The 17,661-nt window shown below is 44.3% G+C and carries 15 protein-coding genes and 1 CRISPR repeat array; of the genes, 3 read left to right on the top strand and 12 right to left on the bottom strand.

The window, feature by feature from the left end:
• Window positions 1–299: 299 nt before the first annotated feature.
• Both P150_RS16245 and P150_RS0108535 read right to left on the bottom strand, forming a co-directional pair.
• Window positions 300–1,208 (bottom strand): YafY family protein, encoded by a 909-nt coding sequence (locus P150_RS16245; RefSeq protein WP_036932148.1) that lies wholly within the window; start codon window positions 1,206–1,208, stop codon window positions 300–302.
• 122 nt (window positions 1,209–1,330) lie between these two features.
• Window positions 1,331–1,933, bottom strand: a complete 603-nt coding sequence (locus tag P150_RS0108535) for a ribonuclease HII (protein WP_028897322.1) — start codon at window positions 1,931–1,933, stop codon at window positions 1,331–1,333.
• 170 nt (window positions 1,934–2,103) lie between these two features.
• Here P150_RS0108535 and P150_RS16240 point away from each other — a divergent pair, with 170 nt between their 5' ends.
• Window positions 2,104–2,445: a hypothetical protein gene (locus tag P150_RS16240; RefSeq protein ID WP_051617603.1), complete on the top strand. Its 342-nt coding sequence runs from the start codon at window positions 2,104–2,106 to the stop codon at window positions 2,443–2,445.
• A 94-nt stretch (window positions 2,446–2,539) separates the two neighbouring features.
• Here P150_RS16240 and P150_RS0108525 read toward each other — a convergent pair whose 3' ends face one another.
• The 9 genes from P150_RS0108525 to rimP form a co-directional block, all read right to left on the bottom strand.
• Window positions 2,540–3,778 carry an aminotransferase class V-fold PLP-dependent enzyme gene (locus tag P150_RS0108525; RefSeq protein ID WP_028897321.1) on the bottom strand — a complete coding sequence of 413 codons (1,239 nt, stop codon included), beginning with the start codon at window positions 3,776–3,778 and terminating at the stop codon, window positions 2,540–2,542.
• A 71-nt stretch (window positions 3,779–3,849) separates the two neighbouring features.
• The gene (sufD, locus tag P150_RS0108520; protein WP_028897320.1) at window positions 3,850–5,193 is read right to left on the bottom strand and encodes a Fe-S cluster assembly protein SufD; all 1,344 of its coding nucleotides are present in this window, start codon (window positions 5,191–5,193) and stop codon (window positions 3,850–3,852) included.
• A gap of 541 nt (window positions 5,194–5,734) precedes the next feature.
• The gene (sufC, locus tag P150_RS0108515) at window positions 5,735–6,496 is read right to left on the bottom strand and encodes a Fe-S cluster assembly ATPase SufC (RefSeq protein ID WP_028897319.1); all 762 of its coding nucleotides are present in this window, start codon (window positions 6,494–6,496) and stop codon (window positions 5,735–5,737) included.
• Between the two features lie 17 nt (window positions 6,497–6,513).
• Window positions 6,514–6,918, bottom strand: coding sequence for a hypothetical protein (locus tag P150_RS17995; protein ID WP_028897318.1), 405 nt, complete (start codon window positions 6,916–6,918; stop codon window positions 6,514–6,516).
• Between the two features lie 53 nt (window positions 6,919–6,971).
• Window positions 6,972–8,417 (bottom strand): Fe-S cluster assembly protein SufB, encoded by a 1,446-nt coding sequence (sufB, locus tag P150_RS0108505; RefSeq protein WP_028897317.1) that lies wholly within the window; start codon window positions 8,415–8,417, stop codon window positions 6,972–6,974.
• A gap of 6 nt (window positions 8,418–8,423) precedes the next feature.
• Window positions 8,424–8,552 (bottom strand): hypothetical protein, encoded by a 129-nt coding sequence (locus tag P150_RS18135; RefSeq protein ID WP_255327175.1) that lies wholly within the window; start codon window positions 8,550–8,552, stop codon window positions 8,424–8,426.
• Window positions 8,553–8,709: 157 nt separating this feature from the next.
• Entirely contained in the window at window positions 8,710–11,616 is a 2,907-nt protein-coding gene (gene infB, locus P150_RS0108495) for a translation initiation factor IF-2 (RefSeq protein ID WP_028897315.1), read from the bottom strand.
• Between the two features lie 137 nt (window positions 11,617–11,753).
• Window positions 11,754–13,019, bottom strand: a complete 1,266-nt coding sequence (gene nusA, locus P150_RS0108490; protein ID WP_028897314.1) for a transcription termination factor NusA — start codon at window positions 13,017–13,019, stop codon at window positions 11,754–11,756.
• Window positions 13,020–13,023: 4 nt separating this feature from the next.
• Window positions 13,024–13,491 carry a ribosome assembly cofactor RimP gene (rimP, locus tag P150_RS0108485; RefSeq protein WP_028897313.1) on the bottom strand — a complete coding sequence of 156 codons (468 nt, stop codon included), beginning with the start codon at window positions 13,489–13,491 and terminating at the stop codon, window positions 13,024–13,026.
• A 730-nt stretch (window positions 13,492–14,221) separates the two neighbouring features.
• On the opposite strand from rimP, the gene P150_RS18130 reads away from it, so the two are divergent.
• Window positions 14,222–14,350, top strand: coding sequence for a hypothetical protein (locus P150_RS18130; RefSeq protein WP_255327174.1), 129 nt, complete (start codon window positions 14,222–14,224; stop codon window positions 14,348–14,350).
• Window positions 14,351–14,528: 178 nt separating this feature from the next.
• Window positions 14,529–14,963 carry an SMI1/KNR4 family protein gene (locus tag P150_RS0108470; RefSeq protein WP_028897312.1) on the top strand — a complete coding sequence of 145 codons (435 nt, stop codon included), beginning with the start codon at window positions 14,529–14,531 and terminating at the stop codon, window positions 14,961–14,963.
• Window positions 14,964–15,013: 50 nt separating this feature from the next.
• Window positions 15,014–17,206: a CRISPR direct-repeat array (repeat unit 38 nt; unit sequence TGCTTGAAAATTATTATCTTTGCATTATCAAAAACAAC).
• Window positions 17,207–17,314: 108 nt separating this feature from the next.
• Here P150_RS0108470 and cas2 read toward each other — a convergent pair.
• Entirely contained in the window at window positions 17,315–17,656 is a 342-nt protein-coding gene (gene cas2, locus P150_RS0108465; RefSeq protein ID WP_028897311.1) for a CRISPR-associated endonuclease Cas2, read from the bottom strand.
• Window positions 17,657–17,661: the final 5 nt, after the last annotated feature.

The following is a 17,661-nucleotide window of genomic DNA, read 5'->3' as shown; positions in this document are numbered from 1 at the left end:
CTTGTTTGAAAATGTTTTACACTTGAGGCTTTTAATACATTAGTTAAACGAAGCAGCTCGCACGGTTGCAGCAAGAATGGTTCTCACAAAATACGAAAGAGATATACACCTTGATTTATATATAGCTCTCACAGAGAACACAGATACACAGATTCTATAACTTAGGCAAAAACACAGAGAAGGCAAAGCCTTCAAGGATAGCACGGATTGTGAGCAGAAAGGAAAAGGAAAATTCGAGGTTGATAGCGCAAGGAGAGATAAGGGAAAAGCTGTGTTTCTGTGCTATCTGTGAGAATGAATCAATCTAAAGCTGCCAGCCGCATCTTGGCTATCTGTCCGCTGATGTACTGCCTGAATCCATCGCCGGAAAGGATTTCGATGTCCGAGAACAGACCGAGGACAAAACGGCCGAGTCCTCTGTAATCGCAGACCTCGATATTGAGCATCCAATGATTATCGCCGTCGGGAGTGAGGCAACCGACGCCCTGTGGATATTCCTCGACGAAAAGATTACGGGAAAGCTGACCGAGCCGTAAGGTTACGCTGTGGTGGTCTTCGCCACTGAACATAAAGATGTCGGTAAAGACCTGCCGGTGCTTGTCTTCGTGAATCCAAGGCGTGTCGAGTTCCTCAATATCTTCCATTCGATTGATTCGGAAGGTTTTGTTCATTCCTGAAGTCAGTTCGTGGCAGCGTACATCCTGATTATTGTTCATCATATAGAAAGGCTCCACGATTCTGTCCTTGACGGAATGGCTGTGAGGACTGGAGTAGCCGATGATTCTTACCATCCGCTTGTTCTGTATGGCTCGAGTGAGGATATTCACATTGGTGGCAAGCTGCTTTTGTCCGGAGCTGTTGAGAAAGACGGAGAAGTTGTAGGCACTGTCTATCTTATGCCGGAGCTGATTCAGCATTTCATTGCCGTTGCCTGCCATCAGGAGCAGATTGTAGATGGTGCGCATCTCTGTATCGGTGAATTGGATGGTTTTCAGCAGACGGCCGAAGAAGGGAGAGCGGCGGTCGATGTGGTACTTGTCGGATTGCTTGAAGAGTACGAAACCTGCTCCTTTCAGGAAGTCTATGAGATAGTACAGGTTCCGCCGCGACACTTCCATCTTGTCGCAAAGTTCCTGAACGGTGTAGCCTCGTGCATCGGAGAGCAAGAGGATGAGTTCGAGTTGTTTTTTCAGTTTGTCGAAACGCATAGTTGAATAGGGGGGAAAGTTGGTTAGTGAACAAGGGGACGAGGGAACGAGAGGACAAGTTTACGAGGGGACAAGGAGATTAGGGTTGAGGAGAATATTTTCTACACGGAGGTGTTAGCAAATCAAAAATCAAGCGACAGCTCTTCCGGAGGAAGGAGTGTGAAGGATTTACGATGATAGGGTGTTACGCCGTGAAGTTTGATGGCAGCACGATGCTTCTTTGTGGGATACCCTTTGTTTGACCGCCAATCGTATTGGGGATACTCTTCGGCAAGGTCATCCATATAGTCGTCGCGGAAGGTTTTTGCCAAAATCGAGGCGGCTGCTATGGAAAGGTATTTGCCGTCGCCCTTTACAATTGTGGCAAAGGGGAGATCACGATAGGGTTTGAAACGATTGCCGTCTACTATCACGGCTTCGGGGCGAACTTTCAGGGCATCCAAAGCACGGTGCATAGCCAGAATACTTGCATTGAGGATATTTATCTTGTCGATTTCCTCGGGAGTAACGATGCCGACTGCCCACGCAACGGCGTCTCTGAGAATCATATCCCGGAGGGCATAGCGTTTCTTGGCAGATAATTGCTTGGAATCGTTGAGCAAGTCGTTTCGGTAGTCGGGGGGCAGAATGACGGCAGCGGCATATACGCTGCCTGCCAGACAGCCGCGTCCGGCTTCGTCGCAGCCGGCTTCTGTCAGTCCGTCGTAATAATGGTTTTGCAACATTGAAATATCGTGATTTTATGATTCGTAGGCAAAGGTATATATAATATAAGGTGTAACGGCGTTGATTAAGATTATATAACTTAGTTTTTCATAGAAATGAACATATAGTGCATACAAGGTGTGTAATTTTGCATTGTAAACAAGAAACAGACAACTAAAAATAAAGAGAAATGAAAAAGAATATAATGCTATCAGCCGTGAACAATCGTGAAATGCCATTGATTGAGAATATCGGTCAATACGCTCAGGAGTTCAAAAAGTGGATAATGACTCCGTTGGAATGGCTAAGGAGATATTACAGTGCCGTGCTTGAGAAAGACATTTCCAATCGTCAGGCTGTTTTGATTACACAGGCGCAACTGGCGTTCATATTGGCGGTTTTTCCTGTTGTCAGTTCGATACTTCTGCACATCGTATTTATGGTGTGGTTTGCGTGGAGCGTGTATCGGTGTAAGGAGGAGGAGGGAGGCAGTTTACGAGGAGACGAGAGGACAAGTGGAGAAGGAAGTTAGTTTTTAAAGAGGCAAGGAGACTTGCTCTCTCGTCTCCCTGCTTACTGATTTGCTTGTCTACTCGTTCCCTTGTATTCTTGTACCCTTATTAATTCTAAAACATCTTTACAACACGTTGAATGCCTGCAACGAGGGCGTCGATTTCTTCTTTGGTGTTGTAAAGTGCAAAGGAAGCACGCACTGTGCCGAGGATATTGAAACGTTCCATTAATGGTTGGGCGCAGTGATGGCCTGTGCGCACAGCAATACCGAGTTGGTCGAGCAGCGTGCCGAGATCCATTGGATGGATATCGCCAATGAGGAAACTCACGACGGCATCGTGAGGGGCGACGTTTCCGGCTATTTCGGATTCGGAAATGCCAAAGAAACGGATGTCCGGGATTTCGCGCATCTGCTCGATGGCGTAGCGCGTGAGTTCCTGTTCGTGCTGCTGGATATTGTCCATACCGAGATTGGTAACATAGTCAATGGCTGTTGCCAATCCGTGGGTAGCCACATAGTCGGGAGTTCCGGCCTCGAACTTCAACGGGGGGCGTTCGAAGGTGGTACCGCTGAAACTGACGGTTTCAATCATTTCGCCACCTCCCTGATACGGTGGCAGCTTGTCGAGCCACTCTTTCTTTCCATAGAGAACGCCAATACCGGTGGGACCGTAGATTTTATGACCACTGAAGGCGAGAAACTCGCAGTCGAGTTCCTGCACATCAACCTTGAAATGAGGTACGCTCTGTGCGCCGTCGAGCATTACGGGAAGTCCGTGCTCGTGGGCAATACGGATAATCTCTCGGACGGGGTTGATTGTTCCCATCACATTGCTCACGTGGCTGACGCTCACCAGTTTTGTCCTGTCGGTAATGAGCTGTTCGAAAGCAGGCAGATCCAGCACTCCCTCATCGTTCATCGGAATGACCTTGAGGACGATTCCCCTGCGCTTCTCAAGGATTTGCCAAGGAACAATGTTGGAATGGTGCTCGACAGCCGACACGATAACCTCGTCGCCTTCCTTCATAAATCCTTCAACGAAACTTGACGCAACAAGGTTGATGCCCTCCGTTGTGCCACGCGTGAAGACAACTTCTGCCGTGGAACGGGCATTGATAAACCTGCGCACAGTTTCGCGTGCAGCCTCGTGAAGGTCGGTTGCCTGCTGCGACATCCAATGAACGCCGCGATGAACATTGGCATTTACATTGAGATATTCGTCACGCATTGCATCGAGCACGCAGAGAGGTTTCTGCGTGGTTGCGGCATTGTCGAGATAGACGAGAGGTTTGCCGTAGACGGTGCGGGAAAGAATCGGGAAGTCTTTGCGAATGGAGGAAATGTTGTACATATTTGAATGGGAGATGTTAAAGGGGAAACGGGAGATGGGAGATGGGAGATGTTAAAGGGGAGATGGGAGACCTATCTGCACAATTTGCAACACTCGCATTTGGAAAGCTCGCCACGGAACCGCTTTTCCACCAGATGATGGAGGTGTTCCCTGAGAGGGGCTATTTCCATCTTGTCGATTACCTCGCCGATGAAAGCAAACTGAAGAAGGAGTTTTGCTTCCTTCTTGCTGATACCACGCTGCTGCATATAGAAGAGTGCGGCATCGTTGAGCTGCCCTACCGTGGAACCGTGGTTGCACTGCACATCGTCTGCATAGATTTCGAGCATTGGCTGGGTGTACATACGTGCTGTTTTGGAAGCACAGAGGTTTTGGTTTACTTCGTGCGAAAGCGTCTTCTGCGCATCCTTCGCCACGTATATAAGTCCGGCAAAAGCTCCGACGGCATTATCGTCGAGCACGTATTTGTAGAGCTGATTGCTGACGCAATGTCCCACGGCGTGTTCAATAACGGTATTGTTGTCTACGTGCTGGCTGTTGTCGGCTATGACGCAACCGTTGCAGAAGCATTCGCTGCCTTCGCCACGGAAAACAAGGTCGAGTTTGTTGCGCGTAATGCCATTGTGCAGGGTAATAACATTATGGTTCACACGACTGTTGCGCTGCTGTTCGATATAGACGTTGGAGACGCGGACGTTCTTCTTGTGGGTTTCTTCCAGACAATTAAGTTCGAGGCTCGCATTGTCAGCAACGTAGGCTTCGATAACCTGCGTGGTCAGGAAGTTTCGATCGTCTGCCGTGTCGTCGCAGAAAAGCATAGTGGCTTCGGCACCTTCCTCCAATATGATGAGAACACGACGGTTTACCATCAGGTCCACATCCGAACGAAGAATATTCACTACCTGAATGGTTCTCTCGGCCTTTACATTTCTTGGAACATAGATGAATACGCCATCCTGTGCCAGCATCGTGTTGAATGCCGTGATACCATCCTTGCCAGTATCGGCAATCCTTGAATAATACTTAGCCACGAGTTCGGGCTTTTCAGATGCTGCATTGCGAAGGCTGTCCACGATGATTCCGTCGTTGAGTTCCTCCTTCGGGAGCCTTTTTGAACAGAACTGATCATTGACGACCATATAGAGAGAAGTGCTCAGATTGGGCACATCGCACTTGAAGGCATCGTATCGAGCCACGGGAATGTCGAGTCGCTGAAGGTTCAGCCCATAGTTGGGTGCAAAGAGTTGCCGAACATCGGTGTACTTGTAGCGTTCCAACTTCTTCGTTGGAAAGCCTGACTGCCTGAAGTCTTTGAAAGCCTTTTCACGCACCGCATTCAAAGCATCGGCAGAATGCTCGTTAATCATCTGTCGGGCTTCGTTATATAGGTCGATATATTGTTTTTCGATTTCCATTTTCGTTTTGTTTATGAATGTATTGAGGAGATAAGGGGGGGAGTTCACAAGGAACAAGGGGACGAGAGGACAAGTTTACGAGAGATAAGGAGGAGTTCACGAGGAACGAGGAGACGAGAGAACGAGGAAGTTGGCAAGGGTTAGGGAACAAGGAACGAGGAAACGAGCGAATCGCTCCACTTTCCTGTGATTCCGGTCTTACTTTTCCATCATCTGTCTGAACGTCAGAGGTTATCTGCTTGTCAGCCGGTGGGCTTGCTGTCTTCATTCGCCCCGCTCGGGCTTATCTCTAAATCAGGAGATTGATTTCATTCCCTGTAAAATATTTTCGCACTTTTTCAGTACCCGAAAGCTGTTTTCATAACTCATTGATAATCAATGATTATCAGAGAGACAAAATTCTCTTATAAGAATATTTAAATTCTCTTATAAGACAATTTTAAGACTCTTATAAGAGTTTTTCAACTCTCTGCGCACTCTGTTTGAAGAGGCTTCCATTTTGTAAAATATTTTACCATAGGGAAAGAAAGGCAACTGCGCATCAGTCTTCCTGTTTGTCTATCTCTTCCTTTATCCAGTCGTAACCACGCTTTTCTATTTCTCTGGCAAGTTCAGGACCGGCTGTCTTCACGATCCTGCCTTTATAGAGCACGTGAACCACATCGGGCTTGATCATATCCAGAAGACGGTCGTAGTGGGTAATGACGATGGTTGATGTTTCGGGCGTGTGCATCTTGTTCACGCCGTCGGCCACGATGCGCATAGCATCCACGTCGAGCCCTGAGTCTGTCTCATCGAGAATGCTCAACTTCGGTTCAAGCATCGCCATTTGGAAAATCTCATTACGCTTCTTCTCGCCACCGGAGAAACCTTCGTTTACACTACGGTGCGCAAGTTTGGAATCGAGACCTACCAAGTCGCGTTTCTCACGCATCAACTTCAAAAAATCGGCAGCTTTCAAGGGTTCCAGACCTTCGTACTCGCGTTTTGCATTGATGGCGGCCTTCATAAAGTTGGTCATACTTACGCCGGGGATTTCCACCGGATATTGGAATGAAAGGAAGATGCCTTCGCGGGCACGGTCTTCAGGACTCATATCCAACAAATCCTTACCGTTGAACACAGCCGAGCCACTCGTAACTTCGTACAGTGGATTACCGGTAAGAACGGCACTTAATGTAGATTTTCCAGAACCGTTCGGTCCCATTATGGCGTGAATTTCACCATCTTTTATGGTCAAATCAATGCCTCTCAATATTTCTTTGTCTGCAATGGTAGCGTGCAGATTTTTTACTTCTAACATATAATATATTGTTTATATCATTTAAATAATATCGTGCTGAGAATATCGCAGAACATATCTGTAACGAAATCCGAAGTGTGATAGTCGCCAGCCGCAATCTTTCTGCTACGTTCTTCTTCCCTCATCTGGTCGAGCATTGAGGGAGAGCTGCTGTCGTTTGAGAAAAGTCCGGGCTTCTTCTTCAACGGTGCCACGATCGAAGACTCGTCAATGATGGTTGCACTCGTGGTGCATCGGAAGAGTTTCTTCTCAAAAGGTTCGGTACTCAGTACATTCTGCACTATTATCGACCTCGGTGCAGAAATGGGGGCTGCCTGAATCTTCAGGTCCGTAACGTATTGCTGCCACGGTTTTGGCTGCCACTTCTGCGCATAAGTAACGGAAGACAGCAGTACAAATATGAATATCAGAATCTTTTTCATCGTCTTCTTGTTCTCTAATCTTTTTAAAATTGCAGAGCGTGCCTACGCTTTGCCTATCCCACAGTTCCTTCTAAAGTTACCGAAAGGAGTTTCTGCGCCTCAACGGCAAATTCCATCGGCAACTTGTTGAGCACGTCCTTGGCATATCCGTTTACAATCAAGCCGATTGCATCTTCGGTAGGAATACCACGCTGATTGCAGTAGAAGAGCTGATCCTCGCTGATTTTCGAGGTCGTAGCTTCGTGCTCAATGATAGCCGTATCATTGTGAATGTCCATATATGGGAAAGTGTGGGCACCGCATTCCGAACCCATCAGCAGCGAGTCGCACGAACTGTAATTGCGTGCATTGTCGGCATTCGCCGTTACGCGCACCAGTCCGCGATAGGAATTCTGACTCTTGCCTGCCGAAATACCCTTAGAGATTATCGTACTCTTGGTGTTCTTGCCCATGTGAATCATCTTCGTACCGGTATCGGCTTCCTGAAAGTTGTTGGTTACGGCCACGGAATAGAACTCGGCCTGCGAATTATCGCCACGGAGAATACAGGAAGGATATTTCCACGTGATGGCAGAACCGGTTTCCACCTGCGTCCACGAGAGCTTCGAGTTCACGCCCCGCAAATCTCCGCGTTTGGTAACGAGGTTCAGCACGCCGCCTTTTCCGTTCTCGTCGCCGGGATACCAGTTCTGAACGGTAGAGTATTTCACTTCGGCATTGTTCATCACAATAATCTCGACAATAGCAGCGTGCAACTGATTCTCATCACGCATCGGAGCCGTACAGCCCTCGAGATAGCTGACATACGAATCGTCGTCGGCAATAATCAGCGTGCGCTCGAACTGGCCGGTGTTCATTGCATTGATACGGAAATAAGAACTCAATTCCATCGGACAGCGAACGCCTTTCGGAATATAAACGAACGAACCGTCGCTGAACACGGCAGAGTTCAACGCTGCCGTGAAGTTGTCCTTATAAGGCACCACCGTACCGAGATATTGTTTTACCAATTCCGGATGTTCCTTCACGGCCTCGCCGATGGAACAGAAGATTACGCCTTTCTCAGCCAACTGCTTCTTGAAGGTTGTTTTTACCGAAACGGAGTCCATAATGGCATCCACGGCTACGCCACTCAATGCCAGACGCTCTTCCAACGGAATACCCAACTTATCGAAAGTCTTTTCCAACTCGGGATCTATCTCCCTGTTCTTAGGCTTCTTTGCCAACGGGTCGGCATAATAGGAAATAGCCTGATAGTCTATCTCCGGCAAATTCAGATGCGCCCACGTGGGCATCTTCATCGTCTGCCAATGGCGGAATGCCTTTAAACGAAAATCGAGAAGCCATTCCGGCTCCCCTTTCTTCTCCGAGATGAGTCTGACCACGTCTTCGTTCAACCCTTTCGGTATGATATCAGTATGCACATCCGTAGTAAATCCGAACTCGTATTTCTGCTCGGCTACCTTCTTTACATACTCATTGCTATTTTTTTCTGACATTACTTTTTAGTTTTTGCGTCTATCATATAAGGTAAAGGGAAACGACGGACGCTCATTCTCCATTCGGAAAGCTGAAGGACAACGGCAAACGCCGAAGCTCACATCGAGTTCATAATCGGCAACCTTCGCCTTCACACACTTCAGTCTGTCCCCTTTTAGCCTTATTATAGCTCTTCTTATACATATAAGACCAAAAACAAATAGTATGCCAACGAGCACAATGGTAACATCAGTTGCCATCAAGCACAAATCGCCTCATCTTTCCCTGTGGAAAAGAGAGGCGACTGGCATATTACAGTTTCTGTTCTACTTCAATTTCGGTGAATGTCTCAATGATATCACCTGTCTGTATATCGTTGTAGTTCACAAGTGAAATACCACATTCCAAACCTGTAACCACTTCCTTAACATCGTCCTTGTATCGCTTCAGTGCGCTGATAGGTGCCGTATGGATAACGATACCATCGCGAATCAAGCGACCCTTGTCCTTGCTGTGTACCTTGCCTTCGGTAACGATACATCCGGCAACCGTACCCACCTTGGAAATCTTGAACACCTGCTGCACCTCTACCTGACCGGTTACGATTTCCTTCTTTACCTTGTCGAGCATACCGACCATCGTTGAGGTTACGTCGTCGATAGCGTCGTAGATAACAGAATAGGTGTTGATTTCCACGCCATCACGGTCGGCCAGCTTGCGTGCTTCTGATGAAGGACGCACTTGGAAACCTACGATGACTGCATCTGAAGCTGCGGCAAGCATCACGTCGTTTTCTGAAATCTGACCTACGGCCTTGTTGATGACATTTACCTTTACCTTCTCGGTAGAAAGCTTGATGAATGAATCGGACAAAGCCTCGATAGAACCATCGGTATCTCCCTTGACAATGATATTCATTTCGTGGAACTCGCCACGGGCAATACGGTGTGAAATATCGGAAAGCGTAAGACGGGTCTGTGTGCGCAAGCCCTGCTCACGCTGCAACTGTTCGCGCTTATTTGCAATATCGCGGGCTTCCTGTTCGGTTTCCATCACGTGGAAGGTGTCGCCGGCAGTAGGAGCACCGTTCAAACCGAGGATGATGGCAGGTTCAGATGGTCCTGCTGACTCGATACGCTGGTTGCGCTCGTTGAACATAGCCTTGATGCGTCCCCAAGATGTGCCTGCGATAACGTTGTCGCCAACCTTCAGCGTACCATTGGAAACAAGAACCGTACTTACATATCCACGTCCCTTGTCCAACGAAGATTCTATAACCGTACCGGTAGACTTTCGGTTGGGATTGGCCTTCAGGTCGAGCATATCGGCTTCGAGCAGCACCTTGTCGAGCAGGTCTGCCACGCCGAGTCCTTTCTTTGCACTGATTTCCTGACACTGATACTTACCACCCCACTCTTCTACAAGCAGATTCATCTGACTAAGGTCCTCACGAATCTTATCCGGATTGGCTCCCGGCTTGTCAATCTTGTTGATTGCAAACACCATCGGAACTCCGGCAGCCTGAGCGTGAGCGATAGCCTCCTTGGTGGTAGGCATCACTGAGTCGTCGGCAGCGATGATGATAATGGCGATATCGGTAACCTGAGTACCACGGGCACGCATAGCCGTAAACGCTTCGTGGCCCGGAGTGTCGAGGAACGTAACCTTACGGCCGCTCTTCAGCGTAACACCGTAGGCACCGATGTGCTGTGTGATACCACCGGCCTCGCCGGCAATCACGTTGGTGTTGCGAATATGGTCGAGCAGAGAGGTCTTACCGTGATCTACGTGTCCCATCACGGTTACGATGGGAGCGCGGGTAACGAGGTCGTTCTCGTCGTCGATTTCCTCGCTGACGGCTTCCTGAACTTCGGCACTCACGTATTCCGTGCTGTATCCAAATTCGTCTGCCACCATATTGATGGTTTCGGCATCGAGACGCTGATTGATAGACACCATAATGCCGACCGACATCAAGGTGGAGATCACGTTGGTTACAGGCACGTTCATCATCGTTGCCAATTCCGATACCGTAACAAACTCTGTCAGTTTCAGCACCTTGCTCTCCTTGCGCTCTGCCTTTGCCTCGGCATTCAGACGTTCCTGAACGGCTTCGCGCTTCTCCTTACGATACTTCGCACCCTTCTTGTTCTGGTTCTTGCTCGTAAGGCGTGCGAGCGTCTCCTTTACCTGACGTGCTACGGCTTCATCATCAACCTCCAGAGGCTTCTGATTGCGGTTGTTGTTGCGATTGTTCTTGCCTTTGCCGCCACCGTTATTATTATTATTGTTGTTGTTTTTCTTTGAACCGGACTTACCTCCGCCCTGCTGATTGGCAGCAGCGTTGATATCCACGCGTTCATTGCCTATGCGAACACGCTTCTTCTTGTTCTGCCCATTCTGTCCAGCCTTGTCTTCGCGCTCCTTACGGCGTTCTTCCTTGCTTTTCTTCTTCGGGCGTGTGCTCTGGTTGAGCGTACTAAGGTCTATCTTGCCAAGGACATTTACCTTCGGCTGATTCAGCATCTTCTTCTCATTGGAAGTCTGGTAGATGCCTTCTTTTGCGGACTCCATTTTCTTATCGTTTTCCTTTACTGTTGGTTTTTCTTCTACCGGAGCCTCAACCTTGGTTTCCTGTTTTGGCGTTTCAGTCTTTGCCGGTTCAGCTTCAGGAGTTTTCGCTTTTGGAGCGTCTTCCTTCTTTGCTGCCGTGGGCTTTTGTGTTTCAGCCTTTTCCACTTTTGCAGAAGCCTCAACGGCTTTCTCAACCTTGGGTTCTGCCGTCTTTTCGGCTTTAACTTCTGGCTTAACCTCTTCCTTCGGGCTTGCGACAGTAGCCTTTTCTCCAGGTGCAGAAGGTGTTTCAGCCGGAGCAACAGTCTGTTTAGCGGCCGGCTTGTTGAGCTGGTCGAGATCTATCTTTCCGACCTGCTTGAATTGTGGCCGTTGCTTCAAAATCTTTTCAGCCCTGTGCTCGGCTGCCGACTTGCGCGAGCTTTCTTTCTTCTCCTGCTTCTTCTGAAGGATTTTCGCAGCGTCGTTCTTTACAGCCTGATCGCTCTTGAACTCCTTTACCAGAGCCTGATATTGTTCGTCGCTCAATTTGAAGTTAAGGTCGCCCTTGACTTCGCCCAAGTCTTGTTTTTTCTCCAAGAACTCCACTGCCGTCTGGAGTCCTATGTTCAGTTCTCGAATTGCTTTATTTAATCTGATGCTCATTAATCTTATTTTTCGGTGTAGGGTGTTGGTTTGTCTGGTTGTTGAAAAATACTTTGGCTTGGCGTTCCGAACATGGAAGTTGCTGAATAGTCCACCCGTTAGCTATCAGACAACAACCATCACCTACCAACTATCACCTAATTTTCAAATTCTGCTCTTAAAATACTCAATACGTTATCAACGGTTTCTTCCTCAAGGTCAGCCTTTTCAATCAGCATTTCGCGCGGAGCATTGAGCACCTTGCGAGCCGTATCGAAGCCGATACCCTTGATGGCATCAATAACCCAACTGTCGATTTCGTCAGAGAATTCATCCAAGTAGATATCTTCCTCGTCTGCATTCTGTCCGTCAAGCTCACGGAACACGTCGATAGTGTAACCCGTCAGCATACTTGCCAACTTGATGTTCATACCTCCACGACCGATTGCCAGACTCACTTCTTCGGGCTGCAGGAAAACTTCTGCCTTCTTGTTTTCCTCGTCAATGGTAAGGCTGCTTACCTTGGCCGGAGAAAGCGCACGCTGGATATACAACTTGGTGTTTGCAGTCCAGTTGATAACATCGATATTCTCGTTGCAAAGCTCACGCACGATACCGTGGACACGGCCGCCGCGCACACCGACACAAGCACCTACCGGGTCGATACGGTCGTCGAAACTCTCAACGGCAATCTTTGCACGCTCGCCAGGCATACGCGCGATGCCCTTGATGGCAATAAGTCCGTCATTGATTTCAGGAACTTCAGCCTCGAGCAAACGCTCCAAGAATGAAGGCGCAGTACGCGAAAGGATAATCTTAGGATTGTTGTTTTCATTGTCCACACGCAAGATGACGGCACGAACCGTCTCGCCCTTACGATACTGGTCTCGGGGAATCTGCTCGCCCTTCGGAAGAATCAGTTCATTGTTCTCATCATCAACGAGCAACACCTCGCGCTTCCAAGTCTGATAAACCTCGCCGGAGATAATCTGACCGACACGGTCCTTATACTTGTTGTAAAGAGAATCGTGCTCCAGTTCCAAAACCTTTGACGCCAAAGTCTGGCGAAGGTTGAGAATGGCGCGCCGGCCGAACTTAGCAAAGTTCACTGGCTCGGAAACATCCTCGCCCACCTCATAGTCAGATTCTATCTTCTGTGCATCAGTCAAGCTGATTTCCTTATTCTCATCCTGCACCTCGCCGTCTGCAACAACGACACGGTTGCGGTAGATTTCAAAGTCGCCCTTGTCTGGATTGACGATAACGTCAAAGTTCTCATCCGAACCATAAATCTTGGCAATCACGTTGCGGAAGCTCTCTTCCAAAACGCTTACCAGTGTCGTGCGATCGATACTCTTGGTGTCCTTAAACTCCTTGAAGGTCTCGATCATATTCGGACGCTCTTCTTCTTTTCTTGCTGCCATAGCTTTACTTGAAACTTATTATATATTTTGTATATTTTACTTCATCCATATTGTACGTGTGGTCCACGTCCATTTTCACGGGACGCTTCTTTCCTTCCACCTGTACCTTCTCATTGACAGACACCACAAAGTCCTTGCCATCAACGCTTTTCAAAACGCCCTTCACTTTCTTTCCGTCCTTCGAGAGCACCTCGACTTCCTTGCCAATGAAGTTGATGTACTGCTGAGGAACCTTGAACGGCTGCCCCAGACCAGCCGAACCCACTTCGAGTTCGTAGTCCTCCTCATCGCGCGAGAGACGCTCCTCAATGAACCTGCTCAACTCCACGCAATCCTCAATCCACACACCATCAACGTGGTCGATTTCAACAACGATTCTGTTGTCCGGGCTTAACTGAATATCGACGAGGAAATACTCCTTGTCCTCCAGCCACTCATCAACAAATTTCTTTACTACGTTTTTATCTATCATACAGTTTTTAATATGAAAAATGAGGGACTTCCGAAAAGCCCCTCATTCCACTGAACGATGCAAAGTTACGAATAAAATCGCTAATATCCAAACCTTTCCCGCGATTTCTGCAAATATTCACGATAATGCAATATTATTCATTCATTCTTTCATCAGACTGAAAATCTGACTCGTATAATGTACCGAACACCCCAATCCTCGTAAACCACTGATAATCAGCGACTACTACTTTGCTTTCCAAACGTGCGAAGAATGCGTTTCAATCTTCGCAAAAACGGAAAGCGAATGTGCAAAGAATGCACGACGTTCTTCGCACATTTGAAAAACACATTTTTATCAGCCTGCAATTATTTCCAGCACCCCTTGTCGGAGTCAGCCTCAACAGAGCGGAAAAATCACAGGCGAATCAAGCAAAAAACAAGCATCTTTTTGCACCCAAAATCCTATACCCGGAAATGGCAAGCCGATAAAAAACCTCATAAGTTGGGTTATTATAATTTTTATAACTATATTTGCAAACAGACTCTAAACGCACCCGTGAAATGAACGCTCAAAGCATTGGCACACGTTTCGCCCAGACTCACAACGTGAGAATACTTGTTTTATAATTCAACAGAACCGAGCAATAAGAATGATTGAGTTTTACAATCTCGGCGTCTGCTGTAATTCCGGAAGTGCAAATTAGGGCATAATTGACAGATAGTAACGATAAAAAGAAAGGAAAATAAAAATGGCAGCTAATATTATGTTATTATCAGTTTTGGGAATGTTTATTGCGTGGATTATATATTTTCGCATCCAAGACAAAAAAGAAGAAAGGGAAAGAGAAAAAGAAAAAGAAAAAGACAATCAGCATTAAAATTCTTTTTTATCAATGATTGTCCCGAGTTTGGAAGAATCTCAAATTCAGAGGCATAAAGTAACAGGTTTTATAAAAATATTACCTATTACCAGTTGTGATTTGCTTGAAGATTATTAGCTTTGCATTATCAAAAACAACAGGCAAAAAATAGGTGCCATTATTTTTTTATACGGATATGAAACAAGAAGTCATAAAAAAGTTGAATGTTTTCTTTCAGCAAAATCCCACTATGTCAGGAAAAGCAGCTACTAATGAACAAATCATAAATGCTGAAAAAGAACTTAATATTATAATGGATAAAGATTATAAAGAGTTTATCCAAAATTTTGGAGGTGCTTATGCAGGATTAGCGATTCATGCTTTTATAAATGGAACATCAATAGGAAATGAAACAATAATTGATTTAACAAATAACGCTCGCAACCTTTTTAATGAAGCCAATCTTTTCCCTGAAATTAATAAAAGTCTTGTAATTGCTGATGATGGTTCGGGCAATCCTATTGCTATTATGCCTAATGGCGAAATAGTGCTATTTGACTACGATACAGAAGAAAAGCAGGTGCTTTCAAATTCCTTTGAAGAATTTATTGAAGAGAATTTTGTGGAATAGTAATCTTTATCCAAGTCTTTAAAAGCATAAAATAGGAGGTGTGTCAAAATGTTGTGATCTGCTTGAAAATTATTATCTTTGCATTATCAAAAACAACGTATTCGTCTTTTTATGAGACTGGGCAACAGTTGTGATTTGCTTGAAAATTATTATCTTTGCATTATCAAAAACAACCGCATTTATTACCTCGCACAACTCCTTATGTTGTGATTTGCTTGAAAATTATTATCTTTGCATTATCAAAAACAACTGTTTGAACTTAAACTATCTCCTGATTGTGGTTGTGATTTGCTTGAAAATTATTATCTTTGCATTATCAAAAACAACGCTGGCAACGTGGTCGAATCCTGAATTCAAGTTGTGATTTGCTTGAAAATTATTATCTTTGCATTATCAAAAACAACCTAACGGGGTTAGTTCATAACCTAAAGCATGTTGTGATTTGCTTGAAAATTATTATCTTTGCATTATCAAAAACAACGGTTAAGCAAGCCATTCCTATAAGAATCAGGTTGTGATTTGCTTGAAAATTATTATCTTTGCATTATCAAAAACAACTGCATAGAGTTGCATAACAGGTTGGAGGGGTTGTGATTTGCTTGAAAATTATTATCTTTGCATTATCAAAAACAACACCAGCGAATGTGTTAACGGAGCTGCCGGAGTTGTGATTTGCTTGAAAATTATTATCTTTGCATTATCAAAAACAACAAGAGGTTGTAGAACCATCTCCTGAAATAGGTTGTGATTTGCTTGAAAATTATTATCTTTGCATTATCAAAAACAACAGAATAACACTTCTGTAATTCATAACTCAGTTGTGATTTGCTTGAAAATTATTATCTTTGCATTATCAAAAACAACGTCGTTAAGTTCTTTAATATCCATTATCTTGTTGTGATTTGCTTGAAAATTATTATCTTTGCATTATCAAAAACAACAAGTGCATTGTTGCGCCTCCTCGCATAGCCGTTGTGATTTGCTTGAAAATTATTATCTTTGCATTATCAAAAACAACTTTGCCAAACACCTGTTTTCTTGTACCTGTGTTGTGATTTGCTTGAAAATTATTATCTTTGCATTATCAAAAACAACTAAATTAATTATTAATTAAATTTGATAATGGTTGTGATTTGCTTGAAAATTATTATCTTTGCATTATCAAAAACAACTAATTGCTTTTTCTTATCTTCTTTAGTTTCGTTGTGATTTGCTTGAAAATTATTATCTTTGCATTATCAAAAACAACTACTTTTTACATAAATTAAGAGCTTTTTCGTTGTGATTTGCTTGAAAATTATTATCTTTGCATTATCAAAAACAACAATTAAGAATAATGCAAAAGATATTATTGGTTGTGATTTGCTTGAAAATTATTATCTTTGCATTATCAAAAACAACTTTTTGTTAATAATTAGATTTTTCAATAAGGTTGTGATTTGCTTGAAAATTATTATCTTTGCATTATCAAAAACAACCAATGATAAAGAAAAAAAATCCTTAAGAAGTTGTGATTTGCTTGAAAATTATTATCTTTGCATTATCAAAAACAACTCATTGCAACTAACGAATATGTCTTCTTTGTTGTGATTTGCTTGAAAATTATTATCTTTGCATTATCAAAAACAACATAATCATTTACTTGATAGCATTCTCTGTGTTGTGATTTGCTTGAAAATTATTATCTTTGCATTATCAAAAACAACCAATGATAAAGAAAAAAAATCTTTAAGGAGTTGTGATTTGCTTGAAAATTATTATCTTTGCATTATCAAAAACAACTTTTTTTTAATAAGAAAAATTCAAAGTTTGTTGTGATTTGCTTGAAAATTATTATCTTTGCATTATCAAAAACAACTTGATTGTCTGTTGCATATTGCACTATTCTGTTGTGATTTGCTTGAAAATTATTATCTTTGCATTATCAAAAACAACAGATTCAGTGATAATACTAAGGGTCTTTTGGTTGTGATTTGCTTGAAAATTATTATCTTTGCATTATCAAAAACAACTAGATTTTTCAAGTGAGAAAATTCGAGCTTGTTGTGATTTGCTTGAAAATTATTATCTTTGCATTATCAAAAACAACAAAAAAGCATATTACGTAGTTTTTTACGCAGTTGTGATTTGCTTGAAAATTATTATCTTTGCATTATCAAAAACAACGGAAAACCAACAGGCTCTCCACAAGCTGCAGTTGTGATTTGCTTGAAAATTATTATCTTTGCATTATCAAAAACAACTGATTGACTGTAACTATTTACAGAACAACGAGTTGCAAAGAAAGATAAAAAACAAAAAATGATAATGCAAACAAAAATCCCACTCGTATTGAGTGGGATTTTTCATTTCTAAAACAACTCCAGTTGTTGGTAAGGAGCATTGGGACTTTGTGGTTTTTCGCCATAAAAGAGCTGAATATTCGAAAATTGTTTATCGGTAATACACAAAATTCCCACTTTTCCAAACTTGGGCAAAAGATTTTTAACGCGCTTGATATGCACTTCTGCATTTTCCATACTGGCACAATGACGGACATAGATAGAGAATTGAAACATCGTGAAACCATCGCGCTGCAAGCCCTTCCGAAAGTCAATATAGGCTTTCTTGTCTTTCTTTGTTTCTGTAGGAAGGTCGAAGAAAACAAGTATCCACATAATTCTAAATTCACTAAGTCGGTCAAAAGTTGCCATCTTTA

This window comes from Prevotella sp. HUN102 (assembly GCF_000688375.1).
In the GTDB taxonomy this organism is placed as follows: Bacteria; Bacteroidota; Bacteroidia; order Bacteroidales; family Bacteroidaceae; genus Prevotella.
This window is presented reverse-complemented; position numbering and strand designations above follow the sequence as displayed.